The organism is Phyllobacterium sp. SB3 (genome assembly GCF_040009165.1).
GTDB lineage: Bacteria > Pseudomonadota > Alphaproteobacteria > Rhizobiales > Rhizobiaceae > Phyllobacterium.
Genome location: NZ_JBDYKI010000004.1, coordinates 219,831 through 233,888, shown reverse-complemented (window position 1 = coordinate 233,888; position 14,058 = coordinate 219,831). Strand labels below are relative to the sequence as shown.

Sequence of the window (14,058 nt, the reverse complement as noted above, 5' to 3'; positions counted from 1 at the left end):
ACCTCAAAAAATCCCCGGGAGTTCATCATGGAACAACGTCGCCTTGGCCGCACAGGCCTCACCATCGCCCCATTGGTCTTTGGCGGAAACGTCTTTGGCTGGACCGCAGACAAGAAAACCTCCTTTGATCTGCTTGACCGGTTTGTCGATGCCGGTCTCAACGCCATTGATACGGCCGACGCTTACTCCCGCTGGGTTCCGGGCAACGAAGGCGGCGAGTCCGAGACCATCATCGGTGAGTGGATCAAAGAGCGCAAAGCACGCGACAAGGTGGTGATTATCACCAAGGTTGGCTCTGATATGGGTCAGGGCAAAAAGGACCTGTCACCTGCCTATATCGCCAAAGCTGCCGAAGCTTCCTTGAAACGCCTGCAAGTCGACGCAATCGACCTCTACCTGTCCCATTGGCCCGATCCCGATACACCATATGAAGAAACACTTGCCGCCCACGAGAAACTGCTGAAAGCAGGCAAAATTAAAGCTATTGGCTGCTCCAATCTCGACGCGGATCAATTGCGGGAATCGCTCGACGTTGCAAAAAACAAGGGCCTGCATCGCTACGATGTATTGCAGCCTGAGTATAATCTCTACGACCGCGCAAGCTATGACGGGCCATTGCGCGACCTCTGCATTGCTGAAGATATCGGCGTCATCACGTATTTCAGTCTGGCGAAGGGTTTTCTCTCCGGCAAATACCGCAGCGAGGCAGACCTAGGCAAAAGCCCGCGTGGCGGCGGCGTGAAGGATTACCTCAACCCTCGCGGAAATCGCATTCTTGCAGCGCTTGATGATCTATCCGACAAGCATAAGGCGAAGCAGGCCGAGGTTGCGTTGGCCTGGATCATTCACCGCGAAGGTGTAACCGCGCCTATTGCCAGTGCAACATCGCTCGAACAGCTTGATAGCCTCATCAAGGCCGCGACTCTGGAACTCAGCAAGGACGATCTGGCGACGCTGGATACTGCCAGCGCCTGATTTTGCCATACACGAAATGAAAGCCGTCACAGTAATCCGTGGCGGCTTTTCCATTGAAGCATGCAATCAAAAAGACTATTGGTGCGCCATGTCACACAAACCCGTACACATTATTGGCGGCGGTCTCGCCGGTTCCGAAGCTTCATGGCAGCTTGCAGAGGCTGGAATTCCTGTCATCCTGCATGAAATGCGCCCCGTGCGCGGCACGGATGCCCACAAGACGCAGGACCTTGCCGAATTGGTTTGCTCCAATTCCTTCCGCTCGGATGATGCCGAAACCAACGCCGTTGGCGTGCTTCATGCGGAAATGCGCCTTGCCAATTCGCTGATTATCGCTTCCGCCGACGCGCATCAGGTTCCCGCAGGCAGTGCGCTTGCGGTGGATCGCGATGGATTTGCGCAAGCCGTTACAGCAAAGATCGAAGCGCATCCACTTATCACCATCGAACGTGAGGAAATCACCGGCCTGCCGCCCGCAGATTGGGACAAGGTGATCATTGCTACCGGCCCGCTAACAGCGCCGTCATTGGCGGAAGCTATCGGCAATGAGACCGGCGCAGACTCCCTCGCTTTTTTCGATGCCATTGCCCCAATTGTACATTTCGACTCCATCGACATGAACACCTGCTGGTTCCAGTCGCGCTACGATAAGGTCGGCCCCGGTGGTAACGGCAAGGATTATATCAACTGCCCCATGTCGAAAGAGCAGTATGAAGCTTTCATTCAGGCTTTGATCGCAGGCGACAAGACCGAATTCAAGGAATGGGAAGGTACACCCTATTTCGATGGCTGTCTGCCGATTGAGGTCATGGCGGAGCGTGGCTCAGAGACTTTGCGGCATGGTCCGATGAAGCCGATGGGCTTGACCAATGCTCACAATCCAACAGTCAAGGCCTATGCGGTGGTGCAGCTGCGTCAGGATAATGCGCTTGGCACGCTCTACAATATGGTCGGTTTCCAGACAAAGCTGAAATATGGCGCGCAGACTGACATTTTCCGCATGATTCCGGGCTTGGAGCATGCGGAATTTGCGCGTCTAGGTGGTTTGCATCGCAACACCTATCTGAATTCGCCGCTCCTGCTTGATCCGACATTGCAGCTGAAATCCCGGCAAGGCTTGCGTTTTGCCGGACAGATCACGGGATGCGAAGGTTATGTCGAGTCCGCCGCTATCGGACTTCTCACTGGCCGTTTCATGATTGCAGAGCGTCTTGGCCAGCCAGTTACACCGCCTCCGGCGACCACTGCTTTCGGTGCTTTGCTCGGCCACATAACCGGCGGCCACATTGTTTCTGACGAAGAACCCGGCAAGCGCTCATTCCAGCCCATGAATGTCAATTACGGCCTCTTCCCCCCGATCGAAGCGCCTACTACATCGGAAGGCAAGCGTTTGCGCGGCAAGGATAAAACCAACGCCAAGAAACGCGCCATGAGCGCCAGAGCATTGGCGGATTGCCGGGCTTGGCTCGGCCTGCCTGCTGTTGCACAGGCTGCCGAGTAATCCACTTATTCTTTAGCGGTGACACTGTGCGTGCTTCGACAAGCTCAGCATGAGGTGATTTGGGCTTTGCAGAACGAACCATAAGCGTTGCACGGTTTAAGCCCTGCCACCAGACCACCTTCCTCATGCTGAGCTTGTCGAAGCACGCACAGCACCATTGCAATCGCACTTAAATATGCAGTGCGTGTCCTAACGCTTTCAATGCTGCCTCCTGGAAACCTTCGCTCTGTGTCGGATGAGCGTGGATCGTTCCCGCAATATCCTCGAGACGCGCTCCCATTTCCAAAGCCAGCGCGAACGAAGCCGACAATTCCGAAACGCCAGTTCCAACTGCCTGAATGCCAAGCACGAGATGATTGCCGGCAGCGGCAACAACTCTCACGAAGCCTTCTTCGCCTTCCTGCGTCATGGCGCGGCCATTGGCGGCAAACGGGAACAGGCCAATCTTGACCTCATGACCCGCCTGTTTCGCCTCTTCCGGCGAAAGGCCAACAGTCACGATCTCAGGATCAGTAAAGCACACGGCTGCAATCGCCCGCTTATCCCAGCTGCGATTATGTCCGGCAACGATCTCCGCAACCATTTCGCCCTGCGCCATTGCACGATGCGCCAGCATGGGTTCACCAGTCACATCGCCGATGGCATAGACCCCCCGCATTGACGTGCGGCACTTGTCATCGATCCGCACGAACTTGCCGTCCATATCGAGATCAACTTCCTCAAGCCCCCAACCTGTCGTCACTGGCTTGCGCCCGACAGTCACCAGTACTTTGTCAGCGGCAATCTTGTCGTCCTTGCCATCAGCCTTCTCAATGAGAAGCGCATCACCCTTTGCGCTCATGCCCTTTGCTTTAACGCCTGTAAGAACAGTTACACCCAAAGCATTGAGATTCTTGACAATTGGCCTTGTCAGCTCTGCATCATACTGAGGCAAAATCTTCGATTGCGCCTCAACAACAGTCACCTTCGAGCCAAGCTTGGCATAGGCAGTGCCAAGTTCAAGACCGATGTAGCCGCCACCAACAACGACCAGTTTTTCCGGAACCGTCTCAAGTGAAAGTGCTTCCGTTGATGAGATCACATTACCGCCGAAGGGCAATGTCGGCACTTCCACCGGCGCGGAACCAGTTGCGATGACGATATTCTCGGCGCGAATGATCTGCTGGCCAGTCAAGGTTTCAACTTCGACAGTTTTTCCGTCGCGGAATTTTGCCGTTCCCGTCACGATCTTTACATTGGCCTTCTTCAAAAGACCGGCAACACCATTGTTGAGGCGGCTGACAATGCCATCCTTCCAAGCGATTGTTTGCGTGAAGTCGATTGCCGGATCGCTCACCGATATGCCCAGCGGCGTCTGCTTTGCCGCGAAATGCGCAACCTTGGCAAATTCGTCCGCCGCATGGATCAGCGCCTTGGAAGGAATGCAACCAACCATCAGACAGGTGCCACCCACTTTGGCAGCTTCCACGATAACCGTATCAATATTAAGCTGCCCGGCGCGAATAGCGCAGATATAGCCGCCCGGACCAGCGCCAATAACCAGCAATTTGCAGGTAATATCCTTCATGGGTCTCAGTCCTCAACAAATATCATGGCTGGTGTTTCGAGAAGCGCCTTGATGCGCTGGATAAACACGGCTGCATCCCAGCCGTCGATCACCCGGTGATCGAAGCTTGACGACAGATTCATCATCTTGCGCGGTATGAAAGCAGTACCATCCCACATCGGCCGGATCATGATCTTGTTCACACCGATGATTGCCACTTCCGGGTGGTTGATGACGGGCGTGGTTACAACGCCGCCCATGCTTCCAAGCGAAGTGATCGTGATGGTCGAACCGCTAAGCTGTTCGCGTGTAGCTGTGCCGGTCTTTGCCGCATCTGCGAGCAAATTGACCTCGGCAGCACAATCCCAAAGCGTTCTTGCCTCGGCATGTTTGACGACCGGCACCACAAGCCCGCCCGGCGTTTGAGCTGCAATGCCGATGTGGACGCCGCCATGCTGATGAATAATATTCGCCTCGTCATCGTATAGCGCATTGAGTTGCGGCTGGTCGGCAATAGCCTTGACCATTGCACGCATAAGAAATGGCAAAATGGTCAGTTTGGCCTGATCCGGGCGCTTCTTTGTGTTCAGAGCTGCGCGCAATTCTTCCAGCGACGTAACGTCGATTTCTTCGACATAGGTAATGTGCGGTATGCGTGATTTTGCAATCGCCATCTTCTCGGCAATCTTGCGGCGAAGCCCGACAACCTTGATCTCCTTGACGGAGTTGTCAGGGCTGAGCGCTGCAACACCGGGTTTCTGGGCGCCTCGCGAGAAAAAACCATCAAGGTCTTCATGAGTGATCCGGCCAGCTGGACCCGTCCCGCTGACTTGACGCAGATCGACACCATTGTCACGGGCGCGCTGCCTTACAGCGGGAGAAGCAAGAGGCTTTTCGCCCTCACCGCGTGGCGCGCTCGTATTGAAGACAGGCTTGGCAGATGCCGGTTTTGATGCCTCCTGAGGCTTTGGCGCAAGAGCCGGTTTTCTCTCTGGTTTTGCTGCTTCAACTGGCTTGTCCGCAGGCGCTGGCGCTTCAGCCTTTACAGGCTTGGCTGGCTCAACGGCGACGGCATGCCCCTCACCTTCGATCTTCAGGCGGATGATGGGCGAGCCAATCGGGATGACCTCACCGATCTCGCCGCCAAGCCAGATAATCTCGCCATCAACTGGCGATGGAATTTCGACCGTTGCCTTGTCGGTCATCACGGCAGCGAGAACCATATCCTCGCGCACCAGATCGCCGACTTTCACATTCCATTCGACCAGTTCAGCTTCTGCAACGCCTTCGCCAACATCCGGCAGTTTGATGACATACTCGCCCATTTCAGAGTCCTTCCAGCGTTTCAACGAGCGCGCGTCCAACGCGCGACGGACCGGGGAAATAGTCCCACTCCTGCGCATGCGGATAAGGCGTATCCCAGCCAGCAACGCGCGCTACCGGCGCTTCAAGCTTGTAGAAGCAGTGCTCCTGCACCAGCGCCGCAAGTTCGGCCCCAAAGCCTGAGGTCAACGTTGCCTCATGCACGACAATGCAGCGCCCGGTTTTTGATACGGACTCGATGATTGTTTCGAGATCGAGCGGCAGCAATGTGCGCAGGTCGATGATTTCCGCATCGATATTGTGCTCGGCCGCTGCGGTCTCGGCTACATAGACCATGGTTCCATAGGTGAGGATCGTCAGTTGCGAACCTTCACGGCGCTTGATCGCCTTACCCAGCGGCACTGTATAATGGCCGTCCGGCACCTCACCGAGATCGTGCTTCGACCATGGCGTAACTGGCCGGTCGTGATGACCATCGAATGGACCGTTATAAATGCGCTTGGGTTCAAGGAAGATTACCGGGTCCGGGTCTTCGATTGCCGAGATCAGCAAGCCCTTGGCGTCGTATGGATTAGACGGCACGACGACCTTCAAACCTGAAACATGCGTGAACAGCGCTTCGGGGCTCTGACTGTGGGTCTGACCACCAAAGATACCTCCGCCGACTGGCATGCGCACGACCATCGGGCAGGTGAAATCACCATTGGAGCGATAGCGCAGGCGTGCAGCCTCCGAAACAATCTGGTCATAGGCCGGATAAACATAATCAGCGAATTGGATTTCAACGCATGGCTTCAAGCCATAAGAGGCCATGCCGATTGCAGCGCCGACAATACCGGCTTCGTTGATCGGCGCATCAAAGCAGCGTGTCTTGCCGTATTTTGCCTGCAACCCTTGCGTACAGCGGAAAACGCCGCCGAAAAACCCGACATCCTCACCGAACACGACCACATTCTCGTCGCGTTCCATCATTGTATCCATCGCGTCGCGAATGGATTCGATCATTGTTTTACGTGGCATGGATTAAACCCCCGCCTGCTGACGTTGACGGCGGAGATGCGGAGGCATTTCCTCATAGACACCCTCGAACATATCGCGGGCTGAAGGCTTGCCACCCGCATGCAATGTTCCAAAGCTTTCGGCTTCTTTCTGCGCAGCGATAACCGTATCGAGTATTTCCGCTTCGGTTTGAGTGTGCCGCTCTTCCGACCATGCACCGCGTGCAATCAAATGGTTCTTCAAACGCATGATCGGGTCGCCAAGCGGCCAAGCTTCGGATTCCATTTTTGGCCGGTAGGCGGACGGATCGTCCGATGTGGAATGCGCTCCAGCGCGGTAAGTCACATATTCAACTAGCGTTGGCCCGAGATTACGGCGGGCGCGTTCTGTCGCCCACTGAGCAACAGCGAAAACAGCAAGATAATCATTGCCATCGACGCGCAGTGCCGGAATACCAAAACCAAGGCCACGCGCCGCAAAAGTGCCCGAACCGCCACGCGCAATGCCCTGAAATGTCGAGATAGCCCACTGGTTATTGACGATATTGAGAACCACTGGTGCTTTGTAGGTCGACGCAAAGACCAGCGCAGCGTGAAAGTCAGACTCAGCGGTCGAACCATCACCGATCCATGCCGCTGCGATCTTGCTATCCTTCTTGATCGCCGAAGCCATGGCCCAGCCAACAGCCTGAATGTACTGGGTGGCCAGATTGCCGGAAATCGAGAAGAACCCGTGTTCCTTCGATGAATACATAATCGGCAGTTGCCTGCCCTTCAATGGATCGCGCTCGTTGGAATAGATCTGGCACATCATCTCAACCATCGGGTATTCACCCGCGATCAAAAGACCAGCCTGACGATAGGTCGGGAAATTCATGTCACCCTGCACCAGCGCCTTGCGGAAAGCACAGCTGACTGCCTCTTCGCCCAGATGCTGCATGTAGAACGAGGTCTTGCCCTGCCGTTGTGCAATCTGCATGCGTGCATCGAATGTACGCAGCGTCATCATGTGGCGCAGGCCTTCGACCAGTTGGTCATCGGTCAGCAGATTGGCCCAAGGTCCGACAGCTTCACCTTCAGGATTGAGCACGCGGATAATGGAGAATGCGAGGTCACGCATATCTTCGGGATTGGTGTCAACGTCCGGCCGTCTTACCGAGCCTGCATCGGGAAATGTTACGTTGGAGAAATCCGGTTCGCCGCCCGGACGCACCGCCGGTTCCGGGACGTGGAGACTTAGCGGCCCAAACTCTTCAACAATACCATCGTCCGACATTACGCAGACCTCCCAATCAATTTATGCCTTTTGTCCATAGTAGCATAAAAGACTGGCGTGGCGGCAACGCCCGTTTCGCGGAGCCGGTTCTTGAAAAGCAAGAATTTAAATCAGAAATCAGCGATAAGCCAATGATATCATTTATATTATTCTACGGCTTATCAGAAAGAGCTACTTTCACCGTCAATAAAAAAGCAACGATGCGCCGGTTCTGATATGGCGCATCGGTTATTTCATTCAAACAGCCACGATATTTTGTAATGAAATATTCAATCCGCGCTGGAAATACCTATGCGGCTGCAATCAAAAGCATATTCCGGCGGGCATTTTCCCTTATTGCATCGCGATAAATGCCATTGAGCAGTGAAAGCATATCGTCATTGGCAGCTACGGGAATCGTCTCCGCATGCCTGTCCATATCGGTGATCTGCGCCATCATGGAGCCGACTATCTCATGGAGGCCAAGCTTGCGCTTGCCATTTGCGATGTCCCGCCAAGCTTGAACAGCGATGCACAATAATGAGTGCGTACTTTCAGACAAACCGGCAGCACTCAGCAATGCGCCCAGCACATGCGGTCGCCCATCAATGAGCAAGCTGCGAACACGGCTATGCTTGTATCCTGACAACGCGACCAGAATTGCACCAAAAAAGTCGATCTTTCCTGTAGCTGCAACCCGAATGACAAAGGCGGTTGTGATATCTCCGCGCAGTTGCAGATGCTCGACCAGAGCCGGATACTCTTCGATAGGCGTTGCAGCGACGAGATCGATGGAAGCTTTCATACAAGCGTCTTGGGTAATACGCTCTGCCCTGCGGCTGCCCATCAAAGCCTGAACGATATCCATCTGACATAGCGCTTCTGCTGTTCTCACAGCCAGCATATGACGGCAATCTGCTGGAAGCCGCTCATCATCAACCAATAGAGATCGCACTTCCGCAATATGCCCGAGGCGCTCAAGCAGGCGGCGGTAGCTTACCGGCATGATTTTCGCCTGTGTATTGGCGAGAAGTTCGAGAACAGCATCTGTCTCGCCTACTTCGATAATCGCGGCACAAACCGTTGGCGACACCCTTGCCCGGCTCGCAATGACACGTTGCGCCTTGCCGCACCCACCGGCGACGCAATCAATCAGATCGCTATCGTTTAAAAGGACCGAACGGCCGAGAATATAAGTCGAGATTTCAATCTGGTCGCGCGCAAGGCTGGCAACAATATGGGCCGGTGCACGCACGCTCGTTGAAAAGGCCTCCGCAAGTGCGAGCCGTACCTTTGGCGAAGGATCGTCCAGAAGCAAAGTAAGTACAGCTTCTGTTGCGCAACGCTCGTCATGTTCAAGCTCGGAATGCAGATAGATATGCGCCAAGGCAGCCGTGGCATGACAACGTTGCGCCACCGACGCATTCTCGATCATCCTGAGATAGTGCTGTATCGGCATCCCTTAGCGCCCCCGATTTTTCTTCTGGATCGAGACTAGCGGAAAAAGGTTTACGATCGGTTCACCATATTCATTAACCACGATGGACGGTGTAGCCCTGTTGCGAACTGCCCAATGCCGTCATAGTCTCCGGCAAAATCATTGCGGAGGTTCGATTATGGCTGGCTTGTATCTGGAAGAGTTTGAGGTTGGGCACGTCTTCAATCATGCGCTTCGCAAGACAATCACCGAAAGCGACAACATGCTGTTTTCGGTCATGACCTTGAACACCCAGCCGCTTCACATTGATTTTGACTTCGCCAGCAAGACCGAATGGGGGAAACCTCTCGTCAACTCATTGTTTACATTGGGTTTAATGATTGGAATTTCCGTAAACGATACCACCATCGGCACGACGATTGCCAATCTTGGCATGACAGATGTGACCTTTCCTTCGCCCCTGTTCCATGGCGATACGGTGCACGTGGAAACACAGGTCATTTCAACGCGCCCGTCCAAATCCAAGCCGGATCGTGGAATTGTTGAATTCGAGCATCGTGCCTTTAACCAGCACGGTGTTCTCGTCGCAAAATGCACGCGGCAAGCCATGATGAAATCCAAGAGTGCTGCCTGATGCGCTCGCTACTGTTTGTACCCGGCGATTCGGAGAAGAAGCTCGAAAAAGGCCTGACCAGCGAAGCTGACGTTTTGCTGATTGACCTTGAAGATTCTGTAAGTGCGGAGCGCAAAGCAGCAGCCCGGCAAATTACAGCTGATTTTCTGAAATCAAACCATGGCAAATCAGCGCCCCGGCTTTTCGTCCGCATCAATGATCTTTCCAGCGGTCTTGCTGATAATGACCTTGCCGCAGTCATGCCATCCCTACCTGTTGGTATTCTTCTTCCCAAATCCAATAGTGGTAAGGATGTAACGCAGCTCTCGACCAAACTGAATGTGCATGAGGCGCTGACGGGACTTGCCGAAGGCGTTACGCAGATCATTGCAATCATCACCGAGACTGCGATTGGCACGCTTTCTGCCGGAACCTATCCTGATGCTTCAAAACGTCTGATTGGCCTCAGCTGGGGTGCAGAAGACCTGTCCGCTGTTATCGGCGCAACAGCCGTGCGGGATGAAGCCGGGCGTTACACAGACGTATTCCGCATGGCCCGTGCAGTCACAATTCTCGGTGCTTCTGCCGCCGATGTCGCAGCCATAGACACGGTATATATCGACTATCGCAATGAAGAAGGGCTGATCCGCGAATGCACAGAGGCCGCACGCGATGGTTTCACAGCGAAGCTGGCAATCCACCCGGCTCAGGTTCCGGTTATCAATCAGGTATTTACCCCTTCGGCCGAAGCAATCGAGCAGGCAGAACGCATCATTACAGCCTTTGCGGATAATCCCTCGGCGGGCGTTATAGGTATTGACGGTAAAATGTTCGACCGGCCGCATCTGAAAAGGGCGGAGCGGCTTGTTACCAGAGCAAGATCACTTTGATTCGCCCCATTTGGGCCTGAACATCTGATATGTCGCCTCCGTGGTGGCGAAATCCATATAGCCGAGCCGGGAAACCGGCTTGGACTTGGTGATATCAACAAGGCCATCGGTCAGAACGTCTTCGCTGATATGCACCCCGACCACTTCGCCGGTCACCATGATTGCAGTAACCGGATTTCCGTTGCGGTCTTTAGGCTGGCGAATCTCTGTCACCACACATTCCAGTGTTGCAAAAGCTTCGGCCACGCGCGGCGCGGTGATCAATTCACAATCTGCCGGTGTCAGCCCGGCATAGTCAAATTCGCTGGTGCCACGCGGCGCATTCACCGAACTTGCATTCATCGCAACCGCAAGGTGACTGCTGACCAGATTGGCCGCGAACTCGCCTGTCTCTTCAACAAAGGCAACGCTGTCCTTGTAGCCCTCCGAACAGAACATGATGAGACACGGCTTTGTGCTGATCATGTTGAAGAACGAGAAAGGCGCGAGATTGATCGCGCCCGTCTTGGATCTGCTGGATATCCAGCCGATCGGGCGCGGCGCAACGATTGCCTTCAGCGGATCATGCGGAAGGCCGTGCCCGTCATTGTATTTGTAAAACATACTATCAGCCCTTCCAGGGGCCTGAATATTCGGAAAGCACCGCATCGATCTCAGGACGCGGCCGTTCAGGCACTTTCTGTGCGCAGGTTCCGATGTGAACAAAACCTGTTACCCGCTCATGCGGAGCAAGTCCGAGCAGCGCCCGACCCTTCTCATCCGAAGAATACCAGTTGCTGATCCAGTTTGTGACATATCCCAGTGCGTTGGCGGCAAGGCATAGTTTCATGGCCGCAGCACCGGAGGAAAGGAACTGTTCCCATTCGGGAATATGATGTTCAACTGGAGAGAAAACGACGCCGATAACCAGCGGAGCACGGGCAAATCGCTTCAGTTCCTGTTCGCGGCGCTGCTCCGTCAGCGGGCCTTCCCGCTCTTCGCAAAGCTCTGCGAGATATTTTCCGACTTCAACGCGAGCATCACCCCGATAAAGAATGAAGCGCCAAGGTGTTAGACGGCCATGGTCCGGTACCCGCGAAGCGATGGTGATGATCTTGCGAATCTCTTCGTCCGATGGCGCTGGAAGACCAATGGCAGAGATTGGTGTGGAACTTCTTGTCGATAGAAAATCGAGCACTGACGTGGATGCAGATGTGTTCATGGAGTAATCGAAACGACCCTGTTGTAATACTGCGCGGACAATGGCTTCGTTTTATCAGCCAAGTAAAGACACGAGATTGAGAAAAGCCTTGAAATTGCCACCGGCTTGGATCAAAAGCTTGCATGGGCGTATTCCAGACAATTGCCGCAGGCAGCATTCTCCGCAAACCTTTGTTTGCTGTCGTTGCATTTGCCTGTGTGGCATTAACTGCACCTGCTGGTTTCGCGCAATCGCTTACGCAGGACCTGCCGGAAACCGCACCACTCGAACTACCCAATATCGCACCGCCCGCTGGCAAAGGCGATTTGCCGAAAATTCCCAATTTGAATGAATATGCCAATCCAAAGGCGCCGCAAAACAGCCCGCTTATCAACGAGCCGGAACTCGTTCTTACGGCAAAACTCTCTGAAGAGAGCGACGCGATCAGTCGTGGTTTGGTGTGGCGGGTCTTTTCGCCCGAGCCCGGGCCGGATGGAAAGCTGAGCCTTTTGGCTACAGCCAAAGGTGGCACTACTTCGTTCAATCTTGCGCCCGGCAGCTACCTGATCCATGTCGCCTTCGGCCGTGCTGGCGCTACCAAACGCATTTCCATGACTCGCGCCAAGCGCAGCGAGACAATGATTCTCGACGCAGGCGGGATCAAGCTGAACGCTGTTCTGTCTGGCGGCGGCCGCATTCCTCCCGACCGGTTGAGATTTGCGATCTATGAGGATCACGAAGACGCCAATGGCGAACGCGCCCTGATTATCCCTGACGTCAAGCCGGATAGCGTTGTCCGCCTGAATACGGGCACCTACCAGATCGTTTCCAACTACGGCACGGCAAATGCTGTCATTCGCTCGGATATCCGCGTTGAGGCTGGCAAGATCACCGAGGCAAATGTTGAACACCGCGCTGCGCTGATGACCATGAAGCTGGTCCGTGAGGCTGGCGGCGAAGCGCTTGCCGATACGGCTTGGTCAGTGCTCACCACATCAGGCGATATCGTGCGGGAAAGCGTTGGCGCTTTTGCATCCATGGTTCTTGCGGAAGGCGAATATGTCATCGTCGCCAAGAACAAGGACAAGATTTATCAGCGTGACTTCAAGGTAGTGGCTGGCCGCAACGAGGATGTTGAAGTGATCGCTTCAAATGGCGCAAGCACTGCTGCTACGCCAAACCAGCCTGCCGATGGTGAAGAGCCGCTGGACTGACGGGGCAATGGAACACAGCTTGCAATAGTGTTTTGCGTGGTTCGACGAGGCTCACCATGAGGAGACTTTTTACACTGCAGAGCCGCTCCCGCAACGCCTAATGGTTCTTGCAGACAACCCACCTTCCTCATGGTGAGCTTGTCGAACCACGCACTACAAGACCTGCAATTCACCAGCCTCACCGTTTTCCACCACCTATCCGTCATCCTCGGGCTCTTGACCCGAGGATGACGGATAGGTGGGTGCTCTACAGAACCCGGCTGCAATGCAAACACGGCATTATACAAATATTGCAGCAATGTTTGCCGGTCTTCGAGCGTCTTCAGCTCTTCCCAGCTGATAATATTGCCGATCCGGACATTGATGGATTTGCCTGAAAGGCGCCGAAACTCGCGGATCAGTAGCGATATGCGCAGCGTCATCGAAACTTTGCTTGCAAGGTGGAACAATCGTCCATTCTGCCCACCGAAATAAACCGGGATGACCGAAGCCTGCGCTTGCCTGATTAGTTTGGCGGGGAATATCTTCCACGGCAAGTCTTCAGCGCGGCCAAAACCCTTGCGTGCCGTCGCAACGCCACCCGCCGGGAAAACAACAATCGTTACGCCCTCTTTGAGAAGCCGCACCGCTTCATTGCGCGTCGCCATGTTCATAGCCATGGCTTCCTTGGTCTCGTCGAAACACACGGGCAAGGCATAGGGGCGGATTTCCGGCACTTTCAAAAGATCATTATTGATAAGAACACGGAACGGCCTGCCCAGTTGTTCGGCAAGCGCAAGCGCTGCAATACCGTCACCAATGCCGAATGGATGGTTGGCAATAAGCACCAGCGGTGTATCTGGAAGGTTCTGCGGCGGCCACTGATCCGGCCCTTCGAGCCTGACATTGATCAGTTCCATCATGCGGCAGAATACATCTATTCCAGCCGGAACGATTTCGGTTCGCCAAGTATTATAAAGCCCGACATAATGATTACGGCCGGAGATCGCTTCAATCGAGCGGATCAACCATTGAGTCAATCGCGTCTGGGTATCGTTGGCATAGGAAAGTTCGGAAAACTGCACCGTGAGACCCCGGAGATTCATTTCGGGGATTATCCCGATTATTTGTGACAGCGCGATGAAA

The 14,058-nt window shown here is 54.5% G+C and carries 12 protein-coding genes and 1 pseudogene; 5 read left to right on the top strand and 8 right to left on the bottom strand.

The window, feature by feature from the left end:
* The first annotated feature begins 27 nt into the window (after positions 1 to 27).
* Together ABKW30_RS16575 and trmFO are read left to right on the top strand one after the other, a co-directional pair.
* Positions 28 to 975 carry an aldo/keto reductase gene (locus ABKW30_RS16575; protein WP_348600006.1) on the top strand — a complete coding sequence of 316 codons (948 nt, stop codon included), beginning with the start codon at positions 28 to 30 and terminating at the stop codon, positions 973 to 975.
* An 88-nt stretch (positions 976 to 1,063) separates the two neighbouring features.
* Positions 1,064 to 2,476, top strand: a complete 1,413-nt coding sequence (trmFO, locus tag ABKW30_RS16570; protein ID WP_348600420.1) for a methylenetetrahydrofolate--tRNA-(uracil(54)-C(5))-methyltransferase (FADH(2)-oxidizing) TrmFO — start codon at positions 1,064 to 1,066, stop codon at positions 2,474 to 2,476.
* 169 nt (positions 2,477 to 2,645) lie between these two features.
* Here trmFO and lpdA read toward each other — a convergent pair whose 3' ends face one another.
* The 5 genes from lpdA to ABKW30_RS16545 form a co-directional block, all read right to left on the bottom strand.
* Entirely contained in the window at positions 2,646 to 4,043 is a 1,398-nt protein-coding gene (gene lpdA, locus ABKW30_RS16565) for a dihydrolipoyl dehydrogenase (RefSeq protein ID WP_348600005.1), read from the bottom strand.
* A 5-nt stretch (positions 4,044 to 4,048) separates the two neighbouring features.
* A complete protein-coding gene (locus tag ABKW30_RS16560; protein ID WP_348600004.1) occupies positions 4,049 to 5,347 on the bottom strand; it encodes a dihydrolipoamide acetyltransferase family protein in 1,299 nt (432 codons plus the stop codon).
* A 1-nt stretch (position 5,348) separates the two neighbouring features.
* Entirely contained in the window at positions 5,349 to 6,365 is a 1,017-nt protein-coding gene (locus ABKW30_RS16555) for an alpha-ketoacid dehydrogenase subunit beta (protein ID WP_348600003.1), read from the bottom strand.
* Positions 6,366 to 6,368: 3 nt separating this feature from the next.
* Positions 6,369 to 7,619, bottom strand: coding sequence for a 3-methyl-2-oxobutanoate dehydrogenase (2-methylpropanoyl-transferring) subunit alpha (locus ABKW30_RS16550; protein ID WP_348600002.1), 1,251 nt, complete (start codon positions 7,617 to 7,619; stop codon positions 6,369 to 6,371).
* Between the two features lie 289 nt (positions 7,620 to 7,908).
* A complete protein-coding gene (locus ABKW30_RS16545) occupies positions 7,909 to 9,057 on the bottom strand; it encodes a DUF2336 domain-containing protein (RefSeq protein WP_348600001.1) in 1,149 nt (382 codons plus the stop codon).
* A gap of 157 nt (positions 9,058 to 9,214) precedes the next feature.
* Between ABKW30_RS16545 and ABKW30_RS16540 the strand changes: the two genes are divergently transcribed.
* Positions 9,215 to 9,670: a MaoC family dehydratase gene (locus ABKW30_RS16540; RefSeq protein WP_348600000.1), complete on the top strand. Its 456-nt coding sequence runs from the start codon at positions 9,215 to 9,217 to the stop codon at positions 9,668 to 9,670.
* A complete protein-coding gene (locus tag ABKW30_RS16535) occupies positions 9,670 to 10,539 on the top strand; it encodes a CoA ester lyase (protein WP_348599999.1) in 870 nt (289 codons plus the stop codon). The genes ABKW30_RS16540 and ABKW30_RS16535 overlap by 1 nt, the downstream gene beginning before the upstream one ends.
* On the opposite strand, the gene ABKW30_RS16530 is transcribed toward ABKW30_RS16535, so the two are convergent.
* Complete coding sequence (locus ABKW30_RS16530; protein WP_348599998.1) at positions 10,531 to 11,142, bottom strand: flavin reductase family protein; 612 nt, start codon at positions 11,140 to 11,142, stop codon at positions 10,531 to 10,533. The two genes, ABKW30_RS16535 and ABKW30_RS16530, sit on opposite strands and share 9 nt — an antisense overlap.
* 4 nt (positions 11,143 to 11,146) lie before the next feature.
* Positions 11,147 to 11,740 carry a nitroreductase gene (locus tag ABKW30_RS16525; protein WP_348599997.1) on the bottom strand — a complete coding sequence of 198 codons (594 nt, stop codon included), beginning with the start codon at positions 11,738 to 11,740 and terminating at the stop codon, positions 11,147 to 11,149.
* Between the two features lie 122 nt (positions 11,741 to 11,862).
* On the opposite strand from ABKW30_RS16525, the gene ABKW30_RS16520 reads away from it, so the two are divergent.
* A complete protein-coding gene (locus ABKW30_RS16520) occupies positions 11,863 to 12,933 on the top strand; it encodes a hypothetical protein (RefSeq protein WP_348599996.1) in 1,071 nt (356 codons plus the stop codon).
* A 257-nt stretch (positions 12,934 to 13,190) separates the two neighbouring features.
* Here ABKW30_RS16520 and ABKW30_RS16515 read toward each other — a convergent pair.
* Positions 13,191 to 13,997: pseudogene (locus ABKW30_RS16515) on the bottom strand (lysophospholipid acyltransferase family protein); the annotation flags it as partial.
* Positions 13,998 to 14,058 lie beyond the last annotated feature (61 nt).

What these genes read in the sequence shown, in the direction of transcription:
- ABKW30_RS16540 (WP_348600000.1), top strand. Translation starts at nt 9,215, where the DNA reads ATGGCTGGCTTGTATCTGGAAGAGTTTGAGGTTGGGCACGTCTTCAAT.
- trmFO (WP_348600420.1), top strand. Translation starts at nt 1,064, where the DNA reads ATGTCACACAAACCCGTACACATTATTGGCGGCGGTCTCGCCGGTTCC.
- ABKW30_RS16520 (WP_348599996.1), top strand. Translation starts at nt 11,863, where the DNA reads ATGGGCGTATTCCAGACAATTGCCGCAGGCAGCATTCTCCGCAAACCT.
- ABKW30_RS16555 (WP_348600003.1), bottom strand. Translation starts at nt 6,365, where the DNA reads ATGCCACGTAAAACAATGATCGAATCCATTCGCGACGCGATGGATACA.
- ABKW30_RS16525 (WP_348599997.1), bottom strand. Translation starts at nt 11,740, where the DNA reads ATGAACACATCTGCATCCACGTCAGTGCTCGATTTTCTATCGACAAGA.
- lpdA (WP_348600005.1), bottom strand. Translation starts at nt 4,043, where the DNA reads ATGAAGGATATTACCTGCAAATTGCTGGTTATTGGCGCTGGTCCGGGC.
- ABKW30_RS16530 (WP_348599998.1), bottom strand. Translation starts at nt 11,142, where the DNA reads ATGTTTTACAAATACAATGACGGGCACGGCCTTCCGCATGATCCGCTG.
- ABKW30_RS16560 (WP_348600004.1), bottom strand. Translation starts at nt 5,347, where the DNA reads ATGGGCGAGTATGTCATCAAACTGCCGGATGTTGGCGAAGGCGTTGCA.
- ABKW30_RS16575 (WP_348600006.1), top strand. Translation starts at nt 28, where the DNA reads ATGGAACAACGTCGCCTTGGCCGCACAGGCCTCACCATCGCCCCATTG.
- ABKW30_RS16535 (WP_348599999.1), top strand. Translation starts at nt 9,670, where the DNA reads ATGCGCTCGCTACTGTTTGTACCCGGCGATTCGGAGAAGAAGCTCGAA.
- ABKW30_RS16550 (WP_348600002.1), bottom strand. Translation starts at nt 7,619, where the DNA reads ATGTCGGACGATGGTATTGTTGAAGAGTTTGGGCCGCTAAGTCTCCAC.
- ABKW30_RS16545 (WP_348600001.1), bottom strand. Translation starts at nt 9,057, where the DNA reads ATGCCGATACAGCACTATCTCAGGATGATCGAGAATGCGTCGGTGGCG.